7 protein-coding genes are annotated in these 24177 nt (G+C 71.6%); 3 read left to right on the top strand and 4 right to left on the bottom strand.

The window, feature by feature from the left end; genetic code table 11:
* Positions 1–11 precede the first annotated feature (11 nt).
* Together ACWF7A_RS19475 and ACWF7A_RS19480 are read right to left on the bottom strand one after the other, a co-directional pair.
* Positions 12–6158 (bottom strand): SDR family NAD(P)-dependent oxidoreductase, encoded by a 6147-nt coding sequence (locus ACWF7A_RS19475; protein ID WP_452251841.1) that lies wholly within the window; start codon positions 6156–6158, stop codon positions 12–14.
* Between the two features lie 20 nt (positions 6159–6178).
* Positions 6179–17293 carry an SDR family NAD(P)-dependent oxidoreductase gene (locus tag ACWF7A_RS19480; RefSeq protein WP_452251842.1) on the bottom strand — a complete coding sequence of 3705 codons (11115 nt, stop codon included), beginning with the start codon at positions 17291–17293 and terminating at the stop codon, positions 6179–6181.
* A gap of 374 nt (positions 17294–17667) precedes the next feature.
* Here ACWF7A_RS19480 and ACWF7A_RS19485 point away from each other — a divergent pair, with 374 nt between their 5' ends.
* Positions 17668–20451: a LuxR C-terminal-related transcriptional regulator gene (locus ACWF7A_RS19485; RefSeq protein WP_452251843.1), complete on the top strand. Its 2784-nt coding sequence runs from the start codon at positions 17668–17670 to the stop codon at positions 20449–20451.
* A gap of 121 nt (positions 20452–20572) precedes the next feature.
* Here the strand turns inward: ACWF7A_RS19485 and ACWF7A_RS19490 are convergent, their stop codons facing one another.
* The gene (locus ACWF7A_RS19490; protein WP_452251844.1) at positions 20573–21391 is read right to left on the bottom strand and encodes an SDR family NAD(P)-dependent oxidoreductase; all 819 of its coding nucleotides are present in this window, start codon (positions 21389–21391) and stop codon (positions 20573–20575) included.
* 94 nt (positions 21392–21485) lie between these two features.
* Here ACWF7A_RS19490 and ACWF7A_RS19495 point away from each other — a divergent pair, with 94 nt between their 5' ends.
* Both ACWF7A_RS19495 and ACWF7A_RS19500 read left to right on the top strand, forming a co-directional pair.
* The gene (locus ACWF7A_RS19495; protein WP_452251845.1) at positions 21486–22061 is read left to right on the top strand and encodes a TetR/AcrR family transcriptional regulator; all 576 of its coding nucleotides are present in this window, start codon (positions 21486–21488) and stop codon (positions 22059–22061) included.
* A 76-nt stretch (positions 22062–22137) separates the two neighbouring features.
* Complete coding sequence (locus ACWF7A_RS19500; protein ID WP_452251846.1) at positions 22138–23403, top strand: class I SAM-dependent methyltransferase; 1266 nt, start codon at positions 22138–22140, stop codon at positions 23401–23403.
* Here the strand turns inward: ACWF7A_RS19500 and ACWF7A_RS19505 are convergent.
* On the bottom strand, positions 23384–24097 hold the full coding sequence (locus ACWF7A_RS19505; RefSeq protein WP_452251847.1) for an SDR family NAD(P)-dependent oxidoreductase: 714 nt from the start codon (positions 24095–24097) through the stop codon (positions 23384–23386). The two genes, ACWF7A_RS19500 and ACWF7A_RS19505, sit on opposite strands and share 20 nt — an antisense overlap.
* Positions 24098–24177: the final 80 nt, after the last annotated feature.

Genomic DNA, 24177 nt, shown 5'->3' on the forward strand with positions numbered 1-24177 from the left:
CCCGGGGCGCGTCAGGATTCGGTGCCGCCGAGAGCCCGCTGCACGAGGCTGTCGACGTCCATGAGGTCGAAGTCCGCGGGCGCGGGTTCGTCGGCCGCGGTGGTGTCGGCCAGTTCCAGCAACCGGCCGAGCAGCCCGGCCTCCCGCAGCCTGCTGACCGGGATCGAGGCCAGCAGCCGTTCGACGTCGGCGGGTTCGGGCTCGGGCTCGTCGCCGAACAGGTCCGCGACGATCCGGTCGGCGAGCGCGGCCGGCGTCGGATGGTTGAACACCAGCGTCGCGGGCAGCCGCAGTCCGGTGGCCGTGCTGAGCCGGTTGCGCAGCTCGACGCCGGTGAGCGAGTCGAACCCGAGGTCCTTGAACGCCCTGGTGGCCTCCACCGTCTGCACGGAGGCGTGGCCGAGCACCGCGGCGGCGTTGGTGCGCACGAGGTCCAGCACCGCGCGCGCTCGTTCCCCAGGGGCCAGGCCGGTCAGCCGGTCCGTCAGCGAGGCCGCCCCGGACTGCGCGGACGCACGGGCGACCCGCCGCGTCTTCGGCCGGACCAGGCCGCGCAAGAGCGCGGGCACGGTGCCGTTGCCCCGCACGACGTCCAGGTCCACGTCGATCGGCATCAGCACCGGTTCGTCGCGGTCCAGCGCCCGGTCTAGCAACGCCAGTGCCACGTCCGACGGCATGCTCCTGATCCCGCCGCGGGCCATGCGGTCGAGGTCGGTGTCGTCGAGGTGGCCGGTCATGCCGCTGCGTTCCGCCCACAGGCCCCACGCCAGCGCCACCGCGGGCAGGCCGAGCGAACGGCGGTGCGCGGCGAGTGCGTCGAGGAACGCGTTGGCGGCCGAATAGTTCGCCTGCCCCGGCCCGCCGAGGATGCCGGCCGCCGAGGAGAACAGCACGAACGCCGCCAGGTCCAGGTCCGCGGTGAGCTCGTGCAGGTGCCAGGCCGCGTCCGCCTTGGGCCGCAGCACGGTGCCGACGCGCTCGGCGTCCAGCGAGCCGACCAGGCCGTCGTCCAGCACGGCGGCCGTGTGGACCACCGCCGTCAGCGGACGTTCCACCGACTCCAGCAACGCCTTCACCGCGGCGCGGTCGGAGACGTCGCACTCGACCGACCGCACCTCGGCTCCGTGCGCGATCAGCTCGGCCTGCAGTTCGACCGGCGCACCACGCCTGCTCGCCAGCACCAGGTGGCGGATGCCGTGCTGAGCCACCAGGTGCCGGGCCACCGCGGCGGCGAGCGTGCCGCTCGCTCCCGTGACCAGCACAGAACCTTCGGGGTCGAGCGCACGCGGCAGGGTCAGCACGACCTTGCCGATGTGCTTGGCCTGGCTCAGGAACCGGAACGCCTCGGGCGCGCGCCGCACGTCCCAGGTCGTCACCGGCAACGGCTGCAACGAGCCGCTTTCGAACAACCGCAGGAGATCCGCGAACATGACCTTGATCCGGTCGAGTCCGGCGTCGCCCACGAGGTCGAACGCGCGATAGGTGATCTCGGGGTGGGCCGACGCGTCGCGGATGTCGGTCTTGCCCATCTCGACGAACCGGCCACCCGGCTCCAGCAACCGCAGCGAGGCGTCGACGAACTCCCGTGCCAGCGAGTTCACCACGACGTCGACCCGCCCGAACTCCTGCTCGAACGCCAGGTCCCGCGACGACGCGACGTGCTCGACGCCCAACGCCCGCACCGCGTCCCACTTGGCCGGGCTCGCCGTCGCGACGACCTCGGCACCCCAATGCCGCGCCAGCTGCACCGCGGCCATGCCCACACCACCCGCGGCGGCGTGCACCAGAACCCGTTCCCCTGCCTGAACCTTCGCCAGGTCAGCCAGCGCGTAGTACGCCGTCAGGAACACCACCGGCACCGACGCCGCCCGGGTGAACGACCAGCCGGCGGGCACGCGCGTCACGAGCCGGTGGTCCACCACCGCGACCGGACCGCCGTACGAGCCCTCGAGGAAGCCCATGACGCGATCACCGGGACGCAGGTCCGGCACACCCGGACCGACCTCGGTGACGACGCCCGCACCCTCACCACCGAACGGCACGTCGCTCGCCGGCACGACGTCCAGCGCCAGCAGCACGTCCCGGAAGTTCAGCCCGGTCGCCCGCACGGACACCCGGATCTGTCCCTCCGCCAACGGCTCCAGCACCACGGGCGCCGGCACGAATGCCAGGTCCTCCAGGGTGTCACGGCTGTTCAGGTCGAGGCTCCAGGCCTCGGCACCGGCGGGCGCCTCCAGCAGCCCGCCCTCGGCCCGCGCCATCCGCGGCGCGAGCACCACGCCCGCCCGCACGACGGTCTGCGGTTCTCCCGTGGCGATCGCCGCGGGCACGTGCTCCATCGACTCCTCGCGCACGTCGACCAGAACGAACCGGTCGGGGTTCTCCGACTGTGCCGAACGCACCAGGCCCCACGCCGCCGCGCTGGCGAGGGTGATCGCGTCGTTCTCGTCGACCCGGACGGCACCGCTGGTCAGCAGCACGAGCTTCGCTTCGGCGAAGCGTTCGTCGGCCAGCCAGGTCTGCACGAGTTCGAGCGCCTTGCCGACGGTGGCGTGCGTGTCCGCGACGACGTCCTCGCTCGCCTCCGGAACCAATGACACGACGACCACGTCCGGCACGTCGGTGACGCCGGCGAGGTCGTCGTGGACCTCCAGCGCCGGCAGCTCACCGTCCGGTTCGACGGCGTGCCACTCGACGCGGAACAGCGAGTCAGGCGTCAACGCCGTGGAGATCGGCCTGATCACGAGCTCGCCCACCGACACGACGGGCGCGCCGGTGGTGTCTGTCGCCAGCACGGCGACACCGTCACCGGACGGCCTGATCCGCACCCGCAACGCCGTGGCACCAACGGCGTGCGCCCGCACACCGGTCCACGCGAACGGCAGCCGCACCTGACCGTCCGGCTCCGAGGCCAGGCCCAGCACGTGCAGTGCGGCGTCGAGCAGGGCGGGGTGGACGCCGAACCGAGCGGCATCGGCACCGGACGGCAGCTCGACCTCCGCGAACAGGTCCTCACCTCGCCGCCACGCGGCGCGAAGCCCCTGGAACGTGGCCCCGTACCCGTAGCCGCCCTCGGCCAGCTGCGCGTAGAGCCCTTCCACTTCCAGCACTTCCGAACCCGAAGGCGGCCAGGACGTCAGGTCGTCCACAGTGGACGTTCCCGCGCCGAGCAGGCCGGTCGCGTGCCGCACCCACTCGTCGCCGGACAGGGCGTGCACCGCCAGCGCACGCCGTCCGTCCTCCTCGGCGCCGACCGACACCTGGACGCGCACCTGCCCGCCGATGACCAGCGGTGCCTCCAGCATCAGCTCCTCGACCTGGTCGAGGCCCACTTCCTCGCCCGCGCGCAACGCCAGCTCGACGAAGCCCGTGCCGGGCAGCAGCACCGTGCCGTTGACGGCGTGGTCCGCCAGCCACGGCTGCGCCTCCAGCGACAGGACACCCGTCAGCACCACACCACCCGAGTCGGCCAGCGACAGCGCGGCGCCGAGCAACGGGTGCTCGGCCGAGGTGAGGCCGGCCGACGAGACGTCCGCGGTGCGCGCACGCCCGTCCAGCCAGTACCGCTCGTGCTCGAACGCGTAGGTCGGCAGGTCGACCACGGCCGCACCCGCGAAGTCCCAGGTCACGTCCACACCGGCGACGTAGGCCTCGGCGACGGACCGCAGCATCCGGTCCATCCCGCCGTCGTCCCGCCGCAACGTCCCGAGCGCGACGTCCACGGTGTCCTGCACCGCCATCGCGAGCACGGGGTGCGCGCTCACCTCGATGAACGGCCCGAAACCCTCCGCCACCAGCGAACGCAGAGCGGCGTCGAGCTGCACCGTCTGCCGCAGGTTCCGGTACCAGTACCCGGCGTCCAGCTCGGTTTCGTACTCCCCGGTGACCGTCGAGAAGAACGGCACGGTGCCGCGCTGCGGCGAGACGTCCAGCAGCTCCAGCAGTTCTGCCTCGATCAGCTCCACGTGGGCGGAGTGCGACGCGTAGTCCACCGGCACCCGCCGAGCGGCCTCACAGGAGGCGACCAGCTCGTCCAACGCGTCCACGTCACCGGACACGACGACCGAGGAGGGCCCGTTGACCGCGGCGACGGACAACCGGTCCCCGATCAGCCCGTGGGCCTCGTCCAACGGCAGCTGCACCGAGACCATGCCGCCCTTGCCGGCCAACGACCGCGCGATCGCCTGGCTGCGCAAAGCGACAACCTTGGCGCCGTCCTCAATGGACAGCACACCCGCCACCACAGCGGCAGCGATCTCACCCTGCGAGTGCCCGACCACCACACCGGGCTCGACACCGAACGACCGCCACACCTCAGCCAAGGACACCATGACAGCCCACAACGCAGGCTGCACGACATCGACCTTCTCGGTCTCCCGCAGATCCAGCTTCACATAAGGCGCAAGCGCTTCCGCACACTCGTCCAACCGGGCCTTGAACACCGGAGAAGCCGCGGCGAGCTCCTCCGCCATCCCCACCCACTGCGACCCCTGACCTGGGAAGAGGAACGCCACATCGGCAGCACCGCGGGCAACCCCGGTGACGGCACCACTCTCACCCCGGGCCAGCGCGTTCAGCTGATCGACACCGAACACGACGGCCCGGTGCTCCAGCCGGGACCGGCTGGTGGCCAGCGTGAACCCGACGTCGAGCGGCGAGACCTCCCGCGAGGCGAGGTGGTCGCGCAACCGCACGGCCTGGTCCCGCACCGCCTGCGCGGTCCGTCCCGACAACACCCACGGCACGGCCCCGACCGGTGCCGAGGGCCGCGCTTCCTGCTCCGGTCCCTGCTCCAGGATCACGTGCGCGTTCGTCCCGCTCACCCCGAACGACGACACACCGGCACGACGCGGCCGGTCGACAGCGGGCCACTCCCGCGCCGAGGTCAGCAGCGACACGGAGCCTGCTGCCCAGTCCACCTGCGAGGTAGGCGCGTCGACGTGCAAGGTCTGCGGCAGCACACCGTGCCGCATCGCCATCACCATCTTGATCACACCGGCGACACCGGCCGCGGCCTGCGTGTGCCCGATGTTCGACTTCACCGACCCGAGCCACAACGGCTCCGCACGGTCCTGCCCGTAGGTCGCCAGCAGGGCCTGCGCCTCGATCGGGTCCCCGAGCCGCGTGCCGGTGCCGTGCGCCTCGACGGCGTCGACGTCCGAAGTGGACAGACCGGCGGAGGCCAGCGCCGACCGGATCACCCGCTCCTGCGACGGCCCGTTCGGCGCCGTCAGCCCGCTCGACGCGCCGTCCTGGTTCACCGCGGAGCCCCGCAGCACGGCGAGCACGCGATGCCCGTTGCGTTCGGCGTCCGAAAGCCGCTCCAGCACCAGCATCCCGACGCCCTCGCCCCAGCCGGTGCCGTCGGCCGCGTCCGCGAACGACTTGCACCGCCCGTTGGCCGCGAGTCCGCGCTGCCGCGAGAACTCGACGAACACCGCGGGCGTGAACATGACCGTCACACCGCCCGCCAGCGCCATCGAGCACTCCCCCGCCCGCAACGACTGCGCGGCCAGGTGCAGCGCCACCAACGACGACGAGCACGCCGTGTCGATGGTGACGGCGGGACCTTCGAGACCGAAGGTGTACGACACCCGGCCGGACGCGACACTGCCCGCGCTGCCGTTGCCGATGTAGCCCTCCAGGCCGTCCGGGATCTCCGGCAGCCGTGCGGCGTAGTCGTGGTACATGACGCCGGCGAACACACCGGTGTCGCTGCCGCGCACCGAGTCCGGCGCGATGCCCGCGCGTTCGAACGCCTCCCAGGACGCCTCCAGCAGCAACCGCTGCTGCGGGTCCGTGGCCAGGGCCTCGCGCGGCGAGATGCCGAACAGCGCCGCGTCGAACCGGTCCGCGCCGTCGAGGAACCCGCCCTCGGTCACGTACGTCGTGCCCTGCTGGTCCGGGTCGTCGTCGTAGAGCCCCTCGGTCACCCAGCCGCGGTCGGCGGGGAACCCGGAGACGGAGTCCTCGCCGGAGGACACCACCCGCCACAGGTCCTCGGGCGACGCGACACCGCCGGGATAGCGGCAGCTCATGCCGATGATCGCGATCGGTTCCTGCCCGCCTGCCTCGGCCCTCTGCAGCCGCTGACGCGTTTCGTGCAGCTCGGACGTCACCCAGCGGAGGTGGTCGAGCAGCTTCTCTTCGTTGGACACAGCTTTGGTCACCCCAGGCCTCAGGACTTGCCGAACTCTTTCCGGATGAAGTCGAAGATCTCGTCGGCGCCGGCGTCCCGCAGATCCACGGAGACCTCCTGCGCCACAACGGGTGCGGCGGGTTCGGGCGTGCGGGGCGCCAGCGCCGCGACCAGGTGGTCCGCCAGCGCCGACGGACTCGGGTGGTCGAACACCAGCGTCGCGGGCAGCCGCAGCCCGGTGGCCGCGGTGAGCCGGTTGCGCAGGTCGACCGCCGTCAGCGAGTCGAAGCCCGACTGCAGGAACCCGCGCCTCGGCTCGATCGCGTCCGGGCCGTCGTACCCGAGCGCGGCCGCCGCGTGCGTCCGCACCAGCCGCAGCACCGTCCTCGCCCGTTCGGCGTCGCTCATGCCGGCGACCTTCGTGGCGAAGTCGGCCTCCTCGGTGCGCACGACCCGGCGCGCGGGCTGCCGGACGAGGTCGCGCAGCACCGGCGGGACGTCCCGGCCGAGCGCGCGGACGTCGAGCCGGATCGGCACGGTGGCGGCCTCACCGCCGGAGGTCGCCCGGTCGAACAGCGCCAGTCCGTCCTCAGTAGACAGAGCAGCCATGCCGCCCCGGGCCATGCGCCGCCGGTCGGCCTCGCCCAGGTTCCCGGTGAGGCCGCTGCCCTGCTCCCACAGGCCCCAGGCCAGGGAGTGCGCGACCGTGCCGTGCGCCCGGCGGTGGACGGCGAGTGCGTCCAGGAACGCGTTGGCCGCCGCGTAGTTCGCCTGCCCCGGAGAGCCCAGCACTCCGGACGCCGACGAGAACAACGCGAACAGCTCGAGGTCGAGCCCCACGGTCAGCTGGTGCAGGTGCAGCGCGGCGTCGACCTTGGGCCGCAGCACCGCGTCGAGCCGTTCGGTGGTCAACGCCGAGACGAGCCCGTCGTCGAGGACACCGGCCGCGTGCACGACACCGGTCAGCGGGTGCTCCAGGGGAACGTCCGCGAACACCTGAGCCAGTGCGTCGCGATCGGCGACGTCACAGGCGGCCACCCGCACCGTCGCACCGAGCGCGGTGAGATCGCCGACGAGTTCCTCGGCGCCACCGCTGCGGCTCACCAGCACGAGGTGCCGGACTCCCCGCTCGGTCACCAGGTGCCGGGCGAGCTCCGCACCGAGACCACCGGTCCCGCCGGTGATCAGCACGGTGCCGTCCGCGTTCAGCCGGGTCACCTCGCCGCTCGCGGGTGCCTTGCGCAGTCGCGGCGCACTCGCCACACCACCGCGCAGAGCCAGCTGCGGCTCGGCCGACGTCAGCGCCGCCGCGAAGGTGGCATCGACCTCGTCGACGTCGACCAGCGCGAACCGGCCGGGGTTCTCCGACTGCGCCGAGCGCAGCAGGCCCCACACACCGGCGTGCAGCAGGTCGACGACGTCCTCACCCGACGCCGCAGACACCGCCCGTCTGGTCACGACGACGAGCCGGGACGTGGCACGACGGTCGTCCGCGAGCCAGTCCCGCACGACCTCCAGCACCCGTCCGACCGCACCGTGCACGGCCTGCGCCGCGGACGCGGAATCGGTGATCTCCGCCGCGAAGACGCACGGCAGCACGACGTCGGCGGCGTCGTCCACCAGCTCGAACCCGGCGTCCGCGAAGCCGAGGTGGTCCTCACCGAGCACGGTGAGGCGTTGCGGAACAACGGGTTCCAGTTCGACCGGCGACCACGTCACGTGCCACAGCGAGTCGTCCGCGACCCGCGACCGCATCGGCGCCGCCGGCCGGGACACGAGCGCACCGACCGAGGCCACCGGCTCGCCGTCCTCGTCGGCGACGAGCAGCGCCACACCGTCCGAACCGGACGGTGACACCCGCACCCGCAACGCCGTCGCACCCGTCGCGTGCAGCACGACATCGGTCCACGCGAACGGCAGCCTGCCCTCACCACCGGCAACGGAGTCGAGCGCGCCCACGTGCAGTGCGGCGTCGAGCAACGCCGGGTGGAGACCGAAGCGGTCGTCGGCCGCACCATCGGGCAGTGCCACCTCGGCGAACACCTCGTCGCCCCGCCGCCACGCCGCCCGCAGCCCCTGGAACACCGGGCCGTAGAAGAACCCGCCGTCGTTCAGCCGGTCGTAGAGTCCTTCGACGTCGACCTCCTGAGCGTCCGCCGGCGGCCAGGCCCGCAGATCGTCGACGTGCCCGGACGTCGAGGGCGCGAGCCGTCCGCTGGCGTGCCGCGTCCACGGCCCGCCGTCCGGTGCCGAGTGGACCTCGATCGTCCGGTGTCCTGACTCCTGCGGCGCGTCGAGCACCACCTGCAGGTGCAGGACGCCCTTCTCCGGCACCACCAGCGGCGCCTCGAGCGTGAGCTCCTCCACCACCCCGCACCCGGCCTCGTCACCGGCGCGGATCGCCAGCTCGACGAACGCCGTGCCGGGCAGCAACACCGAGCCGTGCACGGAGTGGTCGGCCAGCCAGGGGTGGCTCTGCCGCGAGAGCGTGCCGGTGAACAGCAGCCCACCGCTCCCGGCCAGCGGCACCGCAGTGCCGAGCAACGGGTGCCCGAACCCGGCCTGGGCGACCGGACCCGACGACAGCCAGAACCGTTCGCGCTGGAACGCGTACGCCGGCAGGTCGACGAGCCGGCCACCGTCGAGCGGCCACACCACCTCCACACCGGCCACGTGCGCCTCGGCGACGGACCGCAGCACCCGGTCCATCCCGCCGTCGTCACGCCGAAGCGTGCCCACGGCCGTCGCGTCCTGGATCGCCGGCGTCAGCACGGGATGCGCGCTGACCTCGATGAACGCGTGCCCCTCCAGGGCCCGCACGGCCGCGTCGAGCTGCACGGTCTGCCGCAGGTTCCGGTACCAGTACCCGGCGTCCAGCTCCGTCTCGTACTCGCCGGTGACGGTCGAGAGGAACGGAACGGTCCCCTGCCGAGGCGTGACGTCGAGCAGTTCCAGCAGCTCGGACTCGATCAGCTCGACGTGGGCCGAGTGCGACGCGTAGTCCACCGGCACCCGCCGAGCCCGATCACTCGACGCCAGCAGCTCGTCCAGCGCGTCGACATCACCCGACACGACCACCGACGCCGGACCGTTGACCGCCGCGATCGACAACCGGTCACCGACCAGCGCCTTCACCTGCTCGACGGGCAGCGAGACCGACACCATGCCGCCCTTGCCCGCCAACGACCGCGAGATCGCCTGACTGCGCAAAGCAACGACCTTGGCGCCGTCCTCAATGGACAGCACACCCGCCACCACAGCAGCGGCGATCTCACCCTGAGAGTGCCCGATCACCACATCCGGCTCGACACCGAACGACCGCCACACCTCAGCCAACGACACCATCACAGCCCACAGAGCAGGCTGCACCACATCAACACGCTCAGTCTCCCACAAATCCAACTTCACATACGGCGCAAGCGCTTCCGCACACTCATCCAACCGAGCCCTGAACACCGGAGAGACCGCGACGAGCTCCTCCGCCATCCCGACCCACTGCGACCCCTGACCGGGGAACACGAACGCGATCCGAGGCGCGTCATCAGGCGCGGTACCGACCACCACACCAGGCTCACCGTCGGCGAGGGCCGCCAGCGACTCGGCGTCGAACACCACCGCCCGGTGCTCGAACGAGGCCCGACCGGCCAGCGTGAACCCGACGTCCACCGAAGAGATCTCGTGCACGGCAAGGTGATCACGCAACCGCGCGGCCTGCTCCCGCACCGCGCGCTCGGTCCGTCCGGACAGCACCCAGGGCACCGTCACACCGGGATCGGCCACCTCGGAGCTCTCCTCGACCCCTTCCAGGATCACGTGCGCGTTCGTCCCGCTCACGCCGAACGACGACACACCCGCACGACGCGGCCGGTCAGCAGCCCACTCACGGGAGGAGGTCAGCAGCTCCACCGCACCGGAAGCCCAGTCGACGTGCGGAGAAGGAGCGTCGACGTGCAACGTGCGCGGCACGACACCGTGCCGCATCGCCATCACCATCTTGATCACACCGGCGACACCGGCCGCGGCCTGCGTGTGCCCGATGTTCGACTTGACGGATCCCAGCAACAACGGCTCCGAGCGGTCCTGCCCGTAGGTCGCCAGCAACGCCTGCGCCTCGATCGGATCGCCCAGCGTCGTGCCGGTCCCGTGCGCCTCCACCACATCCACGTCCGAAGTGGACAGACCAGCGTTCGAGAGTGCCGCGCGGATCACCCGCTCCTGCGACGGCCCGTTCGGCGCGGTGAGCCCGTTCGACGCACCGTCCTGGTTCACGGCCGACCCGCGCATCACGGCGAGCACCCGATGCCCGTTGCGCCGCGCGTCCGACAGCCGTTCCAGCACCAGCACACCGACGCCCTCGGACATGCCGAACCCGTCAGCCTGCGCGGCGAACGCCTTCGACCGCCCGTCCGAGGCGAGCGCCCGCTGCCGGGAGAACTCCACGAAGATCCCCGGCGTCGCCATGACCGTCGCGCCACCGGCGAGCGCCAGTGAGCACTCCCCTTGCCGCAACGCCTGTGCCGCGAGGTGCATCGCCACCAACGACGACGAGCACGCCGTGTCGACGGTGAGCGCGGGCCCTTCCAGCCCGAACGTGTACGACAGCCGGCCGGACGCGACGCTGGAGGCGTTGCCCGTGACGAGGTAGCCCTCCAGCTCCTCGGGCGTGCCCGCCTGCAGCGTCGCGTAGTCCTGCCTGCTCGCGCCGACGAACACCCCGGTCTGGCTGCCCCGCACCGAATGCGGGTCGATGCCGGCGTGTTCGAACGCCTCCCAGGACGTCTCCAGCAGCAACCGCTGCTGCGGGTCCATCGCCAGCGCCTCACGCCGGTTGATCACGAAGAACGCGGGGTCGAACCCGGCGGCGTCGCCGACGAACCCGCCGGTCGACGCGGAGGACGTGCCGGACCTCCCGGGGTCGGTGTCGAAGAGCGAGTCGAGGTCCCAGCCGCGGTCCGCGGGGAACTCCCCGATCGCGTCGCCCTCCTCGAGAACCAGCCGCCACAGCTCGTCCGGTGTGGTGACACCGCCCGGCAACCGGCAGCTCATGCCGATGATCGCGATGGGTTCGTCGGCGGGGGCGGCCGACCGCACGACGGCCCGTCGCGTGGTGCCGCCGAGCTGGGCGTCGATGTGCGCGGCCAGCGCCTCCGGGTTCGGGTGGTCGAACACCACCGTCGCGGGCAGGCTCAGCCCGGTCGCGGCACGGAGCCGGTTGCGCAGCTCGACGGACGTCAGCGAGTCGAACCCGATGTCGCGGAACGCCTGCCGCGCGCCGAGCGAGTCACCGGAGCGGTGGCCGAGCACGGTCGCGGCGTGGGACCGCACGAGGTCCAGCAGGGCACGCGCCCGTTCGGCGCCCGAGAGCCCGGCGAGCAGCGAGTCGTCCGCCGCGATGTCCGCCGCCCTGCGCACCGGCGTGCGCACCAGGCCTTGCAGCACAACGGGTACGCCGTCGCTCAACGCCCTCTTCCGCAACGCGGGCAGATCGAGCCGCACGGGCACGAGCTGGGCGTGGTCGACGCCGGTCGCGACGTCGAACAACGCGACCCCGTCCGCGGACGGCAGTGCGGCGATGCCGCCGCGGGCCATCCGGGACAGGTCGGCCTCGCCGAGGTGACCGGTCATCCCGCTGGCCTCGGCCCACAGCCCCCACGCGAGCGACGTCGCCGGCAGCCCGAACGACCTCCGGTGCTGCGCGAGCGCGTCCAGGAAGACGTTCGCCGCCGCGTAGTTGGCCTGACCGGGACCGCCGAGCGTGCCCGAAGCGGCCGAGAAGACCACGAACCGGGCGAGTCCGAGCTGGTGGGTGAGTTCGTGCAGGTGCAGCGCGGCGTCCACCTTGGGAAGCATGACGACGTCGAGCCGGTCGGCGTCGAGCGCGCCGACCAGGCCGTCGTCCAGCACACCCGCGGTGTGCACGACGGCGGTGAGCGGGTGGTCGAGCGGAACCCCGCACAGCACAGCGGACACGGCGGCGCGGTCGGAGACGTCGCACGCCACCACGGTGACCTCGGCGCCCAGCGCGGCAAGCTCCTCGACAGCCTCCTCGGCACCCGGCGCCGCAAGACCCCGGCGTGAGGTGAGCAGGAGGTGGCGCACACCGTGCGTCTCGACGAGCTGCCGCGCGACGAGCCTGCCCAGACCGCCGGTGCCACCCGTGATCAGCACGGTGCCGCGCGGGTCGAGCGGCGGCGGCACGGTCAGCACGACCTTGCCGATGTGCTTGGCCTGGCTCAGGAACCGGAACGCCTCCGGCGCCCGTCGCACGTCCCACGTGGTGACCGGCAACGGCCGCAGCACCCCGGCCTCGAACAGCTCGACGACGTGCCGCAGCATCTCCGCGACGCGCTCGGGCGGCGCCTCGACCAGGTCGAACGCCCGGTAGAGCAGATCGGGGTGATCCCCGGCGTCCCGGATGTCGGTCTTGCCCATCTCGATGAACCGGCCGCCCGGCGTTAGCATCCGCAGCGACGCGTCGACGAACTCGCGTGCCAGCGAGTTCACCACCACGTCGACCTGGCCGAGCTCCTCCTCGAAGCCGAGCTCCCGCGACGACGCGATCCGCTCGACCCCCAGCTCGCGCACGGCGTCCCACTTCGCGGGGCTCGCCGTCGCCACCACCTCGGCCCGCCAGAACCGGGCGAGCTGCACCGCGGCCATGCCCACACCACCCGCGGCGGCGTGCACCAGAACCCGTTCGCCCGCCTCGATCTTCGCCAGATCCGCCAGCGCGTAGTAAGCGGTCAGGAACACCACCGGCACCGACGCGGCCTGTGTGAACGACCACCCGGCCGGCACCCGCGTGACGAGCCGGTGGTCCACGGTCGCGACCGGCCCGAACCCGCCGGGCAGCAGCCCCATCACGCGGTCGCCCGCCACGACCGACGACACACCGGGTCCGACCTCGAGCACGATCCCGGCGCCCTCGCCCCCCATCGTGGCGGCGCCGGGGTACATGCCGAGCGCGATCAGCACGTCGCGGAAGTTCAGCCCGGCCGCGTGCACCGCGATCCGGATCTGCCCCTCCCGCAACGGTTCCAGCGCGTCCGGCGCGGGCGTCAGCACGAGGTTCTCGACGGTGCCCGGCTCGGTGACGTCGAGCCGCCACGCCGGTCCGGACGGCGGCACGAGCCCCAGCCCCGGTTCCGCCCGCGCGAGCCTCGGCACCAGGGCCTTCCCTGCGCGCAACGCGAGCTGCGGCTCGTCACCGGCGACGGCGGCGAGCACCGGGCCGTCCACCTCGTCGAGGTCGACCAGGGCGAACCGGCCGGGACTCTCCGACTCGGCCGAGCGCACCAGGCCCCACACACCGGCGTGCAGCAGGTCGACGACGTCCTCATCCCGCGCCGTCGACACGGCCCGCCGCGTCACGACGACGAGCTTCGACTCGGCACACCGCTCGTCGGCGAGCCAGTTCTTCACCGCCTCCAGCACGTACCCGGTCGCACCGCGCACCGCGGCGGCCGCCGACGCCGAGTCGACGACCTCGGCGGGGAACGCGCACTGCAGCACCACCCGGTCCGGCACGGCGTTCTCGTCGAACGGCAGGACGCGGATCCCGGCCTCGGCGAACCCGAAGTGGTCGGGCCCGAGCAGCGTCAGCGCGGACGGTTCCCCGCCGAGCTCGACTGCCGTCCAGTCCAGCGCGTACAGGTCCTGGGGAACGGTCCTCACCGGCTGTGCGATCGGCCTCGACACCAGCGCGTCGACCGAGACGACCGGCGCGCCCGTGCCGTCGGCGAGCAGCACCGCGACCCCGTCGGCTCCGGCGGGCGTGATCCGCACCCGAGCCGCGGTCGCGCCTCGTGCGTGCAGCGAGACACCGGTCCACGCGAACGGCAGCCGCCCGTCGTCGGAGGCGTCCACGGCGCCCGCGTGCAGTGCCGCGTCGAGCAGGGCCGGGTGGATGCCGAACGAGTCGTCGGCACCACCGGTCACCTCGGCGTACACCTCGTCACCGCGGCGCCACACCGACGCGAGACCTCGGAACGCCGGCCCGTACGCGAATCCCTTGGCTGCCATGGCGGAGTAGAACTCGCTGACGTCGACGGGGTCGGCGGCAGGCGGCCACTCGGTGAGCGAGTCCGCCCGCACCCGTGCGGCGCTGAGCGTGCCGCCGGCGTGGAGGACCCACTCCTCGTCGACCAGCGAGTGAACGCCCACCTCGTGCTGGCCCCGCTCGTCCGCGGGGCTGACGACGACCTGGATCCGCACCGATCCCTCCCGCGGGATCGTCAGCGGCGCGGACAGGGTCAGTTCCTCGACGCGGGAGCATCCGGCCTCTTCACCCGCACGCAACGCCAGCTCGACGAAAGCCGTGCCCGGCAACAGGACCGAGCCGTTCACCACGTGGTCACCGAGCCACGGCTGCGTCCTGAGCGACAGCACGCCCGTGAGCACCGCGCCACCGGACCCGGCCAGCGCGACGGTCGCGCCGAGCAGCGGGTGGGCCGCCGCCGTCAGTCCGGCCGAGGTCACGTCACCCGCGCCGGACGACGGCTCCAGCCAGTACCGCTCGTGCTGGAACGCGTAGGTGGGCAGGCCGACGACGATGGCGTCACCGAAGTCCCAGCGCACCCGCACCCCCGCCACGTGCGCCTCGGCCACGGAGGTCAGCACCCGGTCCACGCCACCGTCGTCGCGGCGCAACGTGCCGACGACCGCGGCGGAGGGCACGGTGTCCGCGATGCCCGGCGTCAGCACCGGGTGGGCGCTCGCCTCGACGAACGCGCCGAAGCCCCGTGCGGCGAGCTCGCGCACGGCGGCGTCCAGCTGCACGGTCTGCCGCAGGTTGCGGTACCAGTACCCGGCGTCCAGCTCGGTCTCGAACTGCCCGGTGACCGTGGAGAAGAACCGCACGGTCCCCTTGCGGGGAGCCACGTCGAGCAGGTCCAGCAGCTCTTCCTCGATCAGCTCCACATGAGCCGAGTGCGACGCGTAGTCCACCGGCACCCGCCGGGCCCGGTCGCACGACGCCAGCAGCTCGTCCAGCGCGTCGACGTCGCCGGACACGACCACCGACGCCGGACCGTTGACCGCGGCGATCGACAGCCGGTCGCCGATCAGGCCGCTCACCTCGTCCAGCGGCAGCTGCACCGAGACCATGCCGCCCTTGCCGGCCAGCGACCGGGCGATCACCTGGCTGCGCAGGGCGACGACCTTCGCACCGTCCTCGATGGACAGCACGCCCGCCGCGACGGCGGCGGCGATCTCCCCCTGCGAGTGCCCGACGACCACACCGGGCTCGACGCCGAACGAACGCCACACCTCGGCCAGCGACACCATCACGGCCCACAGGGCGGGTTGCACCACGTCGACGCGCTCCAGCATCGCCGGGTCGACGACGGCGTCGTGCAGGGACCAGTCGACGTACGGGGCCAGCGCGGTGGCGCACTCCTCGAACCGGGCCGCGAACACCGGCGACGACTCCAGCAGCCCCGACGCCATCCCGGCCCACTGCGAACCCTGACCGGGGAAGACGAACACCGCCGACCGCTCACCCGTCGCCTCGCCGCGCACGGGTCCCGGACCGTCCGCGGCCAGAGCCTCCAGCCCTTCCAGCAGCTCGCCGCGATCCGAGCCGACGACCACCGCACGGTGCGTGAACCGCGACCGCGTGGTGGCGAGCGACAGACCGACGTCGGCGGGCGAGAGCTCCGGCCGCCCGGCCAGGAACTCCCGCAACTTCGAAGCCTGGGCACGCAGGGCGGACTCGTCGCGGCCGGACAACGCCCAGGCCACCGGCCCGTTCCGCGGTGAGACCTCGGCCTGCTCGTCCTCGACGGCTTCGAGGATCACGTGCGCGTTCGTGCCGCTCACGCCGAACGACGAGACGGCGGCACGGCGCGGCCGGTCCGCCGCGGGCCACTGCCGTTCCTCGGTCAGCAGCCGGACGGCTCCGGCGGACCAGTCGACGTGCGGCGACGGCTCGTCGGCGTGCAGCGTCTTCGGCAGAACGCCGTGCCGCAACGCCTGCACCATCTTGATCACGCCCGCCACACCCGCGGCGGCCTGCGTGTGCCCGATGTTCGACTTCAGCGACCCCAGCCACAACGGCTCCGCGCGGTCCTGCCCGTAGGTGGCCAGCAGCGCGCCGGCCTCGATCGGGTCACCCAGCGCCGTGCCGGTGCCGTGCGCCTCCACCACGTCGATGTCCGAAGTGGACAGACCGGCACTCGCGAGCGCGGCGCGGATGACCCGCTCCTGCGACGGCCCGTTCGGCGCGGTCAGCCCGCTCGACGCGCCGTCCTGGTTCACCGCCGAGCCCCGCACGACCGCGAGCACGCGGTGACCGAGGCGCCGGGCGTCCGACAACCGTTCCACCATCAGCACGCCGACGCCCTCGGCCATGCCGAACCCGTCCGCATCCGCCGAGAACGCCTTCGAACGGCCATCGGCCGCGAGACCGCGCTGGCGGCTGAACGCCACGACCCCTTCCGGCGTCGCGAGAACCATCACGCCACCGATCAGTGCAGCATCACATTCACCGTTGCGCAAAGCCTGTGCAGCCAGGTGCAAAGCCACCAATGAGGACGAACACGCTGTGTCAACGGTGACCGCCGGACCCTCCAGTCCGAGCGCGTAGGCGATCCTTCCCGACGCGACGCTCGCCGCGTTGCCCGTGACGAGATATCCCTCCAGCTCAGGCGATGCGCCGTGAAGAAGATTCGCGTAATCCGGGCCGCCCACGCCGACGAAGACGCCGACCTTGTTCCCGCGCAAGGAATGCGGGTCGACACCGGCGTGTTCGACGGCCTCCCACGACGCCTCGAGCAGCAGCCGCTGCTGCGGATCCATCGCGAGGGCCTCGCGCGGGGAGATTCCGAAGAAGCCCGCGTCGAACTCCGCCACACCGGAGAGAAATCCGCCTTGGCGCACATAGCTCTTGCCGAGCGCGTCGGGATCGGGGTCGTACAGCTCCGCGAGGTCCCAGCCCCTGTCGCGCGGAAAGTCCGAAACGGCGTCGGTGCCCGAAGCGACGAGCCGCCAGAGGTCGTCCGGCGATTCCACTCCACCGGGCAACCTGCAGCTCATGCCGACGACGGCGATGGGCTCACGATCTCCGGCCTCCAGCTCGCGCACCCGTGCGCGGGTCCGGTGCAAATCCGCCGTCACTCGTTTCAGGTATTCAACTACCTTGTCGTCCTGACTCATTTCGCACCTTCACCTGGAGACCGAATCCGGAAACAGCAGAAATCAACCGATTCCAGAGATCGACTCTATTGACGGGCACCCCTGCGCATCACCCCTAGCCGCCCTTAGAACTGAACGCGCACCCCGGAACGGCCCCTTGGAACTGAACATCGTCCAGTACTGAACCGACTCACCAGTAGCCACGGAGAGTGACGTGAAGGGTCGCATTCAGACACAAGCGGTATCCCCACCTGGTGCGACAGTGCCATTTGTGACCCATGACACATGCCTTCAGTTACGTATTGCTCCATTCGAGTGAAAAAGCATCCAGGACGAGCGTTGGGCACAGACAGATCACGATGATTGCCTCAAACGTCGCCACTGGGGGGACAGAGATGCGCTTTTCCGCCAGACTCGAAAAGTTACAGGCGCTTTACGGGACTTTCAGGGGTGCAAGTCCGCGAGGCTCGGTAACTTTGCTCCAGGGCCCCATGGCCACTGGTAAAACAAGTTTCCTCTTCAACCTCGAGGAGGAATGCCGGGACACCGGCGGGCTGGTCCTCACCGCCACCACGTCACCTGAGGAGCGGGAACAACGTCTGAGCGTCATGAGCCAGCTGCTGCACCGCGCCCCGCTCTCCGACCAGGCCCGTGAGAGCGTGACCACGTTGCTCGCGGAGCCCTGCGCGGAGGACTCGGCCGGCGTCGCGCGGTGGTCGGCCCAGGCACGCCGCGACTCGACGGCCGTGCGGGAGCTGGGCTGGGTCCTGATCCGGCTCGCCGAACGGTCACCCGTGCTGGTGCTCGTCGACGACGCCGAGAACTGCGACTCGTTGTCGTTGCAGTGCCTCGCTTTCGCCGCACGCCGCTCGCACCGCGACCGGCTGCACCTGGTGCTCGCCACCAACGGATCGGCGGCACCGGACTTCGCGCGGTTCGAGTCGGAGGTCGGCAGGCTGCCGCACTTCGCACGGCTGCGCCTCGCCGCGCAGGACGTCGTCGGGGTCGAGCAGATCTTGCGCGGCCACACGACCGAGCCGAGGGCAGCAGAGCTCGCACCCGCGTACCACGCGGTCACCGGCGGGAACCTGATGCTGCTCAACGCGGCGGTCGAGGACTCGGCGACGGCGGCCGGGCTCGGCGAGCCCGTGGCCGGCCCGACGTTCGAGCAGGCCGTTCGCACGTGCCTGCGCCGATGTTGCGACGACATGACGCTCGTCGCCAGGACCATGGCGGTCCTCGGCGGGGACGCGAGCTCGTCCGCGCTCATCGCGGCCGTGTCCGAACTGGGTGCCGAACACGTCAACCGTGCGCTGGAGTCGTTGCGGGAGAGCGGTTTGCTCGACGAGCACGGGTTCCGGCACTCGGCGATCGCCGTCGCGGTGCTGGAGCACCTCTCCCCGTCCGAACGGGCGCGGATCCACCGTTGTGCGGCCGAGAGCCTGCACGACACGGGCGCGACCTCCGCGACTATCGCGGAACACCTGGTCGCGTCCGGGGGCCCGGTGGACGCGTGGGGTGTGGCCGCGCTCAGGGAGGCGGCCGACCTCGCGCTCGAAGACCGGCGGCCCGAGATCGCGGTGAAGTACCTGGAGGTCGCCCGTCAGCTGTGCGCGGACCAGACCGAGCGCGCGGCGATCACGACGAAGCTCGCGACCGTGGAATGGCGGATCAGCCCGGCCACGGCGACCCGCCACCTGCCGAAGATGATCGCCGCGTTGCGCGCGGGCACACTCGCGCACACGGACGCGACAACGATGATCAGATATCTCTTGTGGCACGGACGACTGGACGACGCGGAGGACGCGCTCACCCAGCTGGTGTCGTCCGTGACGGAGCAGGACACGCACAGTGCCGCCGAGCTCAACCTCTTCCGCCTGTGGCTCACCTACTCCTACCCGACCCTGCTGGAACGCGTTCCCGCCGCGAACCACACGCTGAACACCGAAGCGTCGCCGGCGACCATCGCGGCCGCGCCTCAGCTGCAGGCCGCCACGTTGCTCAACACCGTGCTGCAGTCGGGCACCTACGACGACATCGTCGCCGGCGCGGAACACATCCTGAAAACCTGCCAGCTCAGCGATTCCACACTCGAACCGCTGATGACGGCCATCGCGTCGCTCATCTACTCCGACCGGCTCGCCCTCGCCGCCAGTCGCACGGACGGGTTGCTGGAACAGGCTTCGCAGCAGAACGCGGCCAGCTGGCTCGCGGAGCTCGCCTCGCTGCGCTCGGTCGTCGCGGTTCGCGCGGGCGACCTGGTCACCGCCGAGGAGCACGCCAAAGCCGCTCTGACGCACGTGGAACCGAGCCTGTGGGGCACGCGGCTCGGAGCACCGCTCGCGAGCCTCGTGCTGGCGCACACCGGAATGGGGCACCACCGCGCCGCGGAGGCGTTGCTGGAGCTGCCGGTGCCCGCGGAGATGTTCCAGACCGGGTTCGGTCTCTACTACTGGCAGGCCCGCGGCCACCACTACCTCGCGACCGGCAGGCCGCAGGCGGCGGAACGCGACTTCGAGGCGTGCGGCGAGCTGATGACGAGGTGGGGCACCGACCTGCCCGGCCTCGTGGCGTGGCGCAACGACCTCGCGATGCTGCACCTGCAGCACGGCCGGCGGGAACGGGCGCGGGAGCTCGTCGAGGACCAGCTCGCCAGGCTGCCGCCGGGCCGCACCCGCGCCAGGGGCGTGGCGCTGCGGCTGCTCGCGGCGACGGGCCCGGCCCAGCCGAGGCTCGCGTTGCTCAAGGAGTCGGCGGAGGTGCTGGAGTCGTGCGGCGCCGAGCTGGAACTGGCGTACACGCTCATGGATCTCGGTCGCGCGCACCAGGAACGCGGTGAGCTCGAACGGGCGCGCACGACGGAACGCCGCGCCTGGCAGTCGGCCAAGCGGTGCGGTGCGAGCCGGCGGCTCAAGGCGCAGTCGCCCCGCAGGCTCATGGGAGAGGCGGACCTGGGCGACACGCACCAGTCCGAGGCGGCGGGCGCGCTGAGCGACGCCGAGCTCCGCGTGGCCGCGCTCGCGGCGCGGGGACTCACCAACCGCGAGATCGCGCGCAACCTGTACATCACGGTGAGCACGGTCGAACAGCACCTGACGCGGGCGTACCGCAAGCTGAGGGTCAACCGGCGCGAGGACCTGCCGTCCGAACTGCAGCCGGTGGCGGCGGAACCGGCCTGACCGAGTCGCGGATACCTCGTCAACGTCGCCGGGGTATCGCCACGCGAACCAACGGAAATCGCCACGAATCGAACGTTATGGCTTTTCCGTTGGCCCGCAAAACCCCTATCGACCCGTTCTTTCAGTCGTTCAGGATGCGCTTCGTCTCGCGATAAAGGCGTTCGGAGTCCTCCACGTCCACGGCGGTGGGCGTGTGTTCCTGCTTCTTGGCCGCCTTGTAGAACGACAGCTCCTGCGCGGGCGGCTGTTCGATCAGCCCGACGATCGGCTCGATGGCCTTCTCGGCCGGCTTCGCGAAGAGCTTGCCCAGCGTGCTGATGACGACCCGCACCGGCTTGGCGAACTCGCCCGCGAAGCTCGACTTCACGTAGACCGGGTTGAACATCACGTACTTGATCTTGCCGAGCCCGTGCTCGCGCGCGAACCCGACGGCGAGCAGCTCGTTGGCCCTGCGCGTCTGCGCCCACACCTTCGAGCCCGCGTGCTTCACGGTGAACTGCATGTCGTCCCAGTTCATGGCCTTGGCGCCCGCGCCGACGACGGCGAGGTTGACGATCACCGGCGCCTTGGCGTCCGCCATCAGCGGTGCGATCCCCGTGCTGAGCAGGAACCGGCTCAGGTACGCGAGCGCGAACGAGAACTCGAAGCCCTCGCTGGTCACGAGCCGCTTCATCTTGAGGTACGCGGCGCACAGCACCAGGGCGTCGACGTGGCCGAGCCGTTCGGCGACCTCGGCGACCACCCTGCGGTTCTCGGCGACGAGCGAGAGGTCGGCCTGGACGAAGTGGAACCGGTCCCCCGCGCCCGCCTCGCGTCCCAGCCGCGCGCCCTTCTCCGCGCTGCGGCCGATGACGACGACCCGGTCGCCCGCCCGCAGGTGGTGCAGCGCGAGCGCACGCCCGATCCCGTCCGTGCCGCCCGAGATGACGATGTTCCTCATGCTTCCCCTCCACGCTAACCGGAGCACTTGCTCCGCTACCTGGCCGAGGGTAGCAGAAGCGGAGCATTCGCTCCGCAACGCCTATGCTGGGTCCGTGACCACCCATCCGGAGCCGCCCCGGCGTCAGCGGCGCGACGCGGCGAGCAACCGCAGGCAGATTCTCGAGACCTCCGCGGCCGTGTTCGCCGAACGCGGGCTGTCCGTGGACGTGCGGGAGATCGCGCGGCGCGCCGGCGTCGGCATGGGCACGCTGTACCGGCACTTCCCGACCAAGGACAGCCTGCTCGACGCGGTGCTGGAGAACGACTTCACGGCCTGGTCGGCGGCGGTCGAGAACGCCGCGACGTCGCCCGACCCGTGGCAGGGCCTGTGCCAGTACATGGAGGACTCGCTGGCGCTGCTGGCCAAGCACCGCGCGCTGCTCGACGGGCTCAGCAACCCGTTGATCAGCACGCCCGGCCTCGTCGAGTGCCGCGAGGCCGTCGGCCCGGTGATGACCCGGATCGTCGAACGGGCCAAGGAGGCCGGTGTTGCGCGGGCTGACATCGGTGTGGACGACGTCTCGTTGCTGCTGATGGGCCTCGGCCGGATCATCCAGCTCACCGAGGAGACCGCGCCGGGAACGTGGCGGCGCCAGCTCGCCGTCGTGCTCGACGGACTGCGCGCGTGACCCCTATTCACGATTAGGGGTGGCAGCGGGAGGAATAGCGGCCTGCCTTTCATTTCACCATTGCTAGCGTGCGGTCATGACCAATTCGGCACAACAGATCGTGCGGCTCGCGAGGCAGGTCGAGCAGGACGATTCCACGGCGGCGTCGGTCCGCGCCGATCTCGGCCTCTACCTCGGGCTGCTCGCGAATGCCGACGACCAGCCGCACCTGTTCGCCCTGCTGCACCTGCTGGCCCACTTCCCGTCGGAACGCGACGCCGTTCTCGAGGTCGCGTCCGGGCTCGACCTCGACCCCGACGACCTGACCCGGCTGGACCGCTCGCTCGCCGCGTTCGACCCGTCCGACCCTGCGCTCGGCCGGGTGTGGCCGTCCCCCGCCGCGTGGGACCTCGACGTCGAGGCCCAGGCGCACGACCGGCGGTGGATGGACGCGCTGCCCGCCGGGCGGGTGGCCGAGATGTGGGCGGCCGACACCCTGTCGCTGCTGGCCTACTCGGGCGCGAAAGCCTGGTGGGCGGCCGAGAACGGCTGGTCTCCCCGTCCGGCGGAGGTGCCCGACGTGGCGATCGCCGGACCGCCGCCGGTCGACCTCTTCGGCGGCCACGGCGCGTTGTTCCGCTGCCCGACCTGTCGCAGCAGGCTGACCGCAAGTGCGCGTTGTGTGGGCTGCGAACGGACGTTCGGCCTGGCGGGCGGTTCGCTGGACCTGTCGGAGGGAGCCGGTGACCGCAACGCGGACGTCGTGCGCAACGTCGCGCTCCGCTACGACGAGGGGTTGCGTCCTGCATTCCTCCGCCTCATGGGAACCAACTGGGGCAACGAGGTCACACTGTCCGATGAGGACGATTACCTGCGCGCCCACGTGCACCCGGTGGACGGCCCGGTGCTCGACCTCGGAGCGGGGACCGGCCGCTGGTCCGCGGTGATCGCCGGGTCGGTCGGTGCTGGCGAGGTGATCGGGGTCGACCTGTCGGTGCCGATGCTGACGCGCATGCGCGCGCTCGCGCCGTCGATCGCCTCCATCCGCGCGAACGCGATGTCCCTGCCGTTCGCCGACGACTCCGTGGGGGCGGTGAACTGCTGGAACACCCTGCAGGCGGTGCCCGACCCGGCCAAGATGATCGCCGAGGCGTCCCGGGTCCTGCGCACCGGCGGCACGTTCACGATGATGACGTTCCGGCCTTCGCAGGACCCGGAGTACCGCCGCTACCAGCAGGGCGCGCGAGGAGTCGTGCTGTTCGACCCGGCCGAGGTGCGCGACTGGCTGACCGACGCGGGCATGGCCGTGCTGGACTCCTCCGGCGCCGGCACGTTCCTCTTCGTCACCGCCCGGCGGCGCTGAGCTCCTTGATCTTCTCGTCGACGAGTGCCTGCAGCTGGTCCAGGTCACCGATGGTCTCCTCGACCCGGTCCCGCTTCAGGTACAGGTCGTAGTAGCGCTCGCCGATCCTCACCGGGTCGCCCTCGCCCTCGCCGACCGCTACGCCGATCGTGACCGTGCCGACGAAGACCCCGCGACCGGCGAGCTCGGAGTGCAGCGTGTACGCCCAGTTGCGCAGTCCGGCCATCGCGAGGCCGACGTTCGCGAGCATCGGGATGGGCAGCGCCGACGAGGCACCGGTAGTGAGCAGGATGGCTCCGTCGCCACGTTCCAGCATGTCGGGCAGCACGTGCCGCACGGCCGCGATCGCACCGAGCACGTGCAGGTCGAGCTGTGCGGCCGTGTTCTCGACCGTGGTGGCGAGCGCTCCGGCGATCGGCGCGCCCTGGGGCGCGGGCCCGTACTCGAGGACGTCGATCGAGCCGTGGGTGTTCTTGATGTCCGTCAACGCCTGCGCCAGCGCGTCCCGATCGGTGATGTCCGCGGGATGTGCGGACGCCTCGACGCCTTCGGCCTTCAGCTCCGCCACCAGCGCGTCGAGCCGGTCCGCCGTGCGCGCGATCAGGCCGACCCGGAACCCCTCCGCGCCGAACCTCCTGGCCACGCCGAGTCCGACACCGGGCCCCGCACCGACCACCGCAAGGGTCTTGGCCACAACCTTTTCCTTTCGCCACGAACACAAGAGGCCTCATGGTCGATCAGTACTCTGGGCACCACAAGACGGCACATCGTTGT

The sequence above is a fragment of the Lentzea sp. NPDC055074 genome (genome assembly GCF_053608005.1).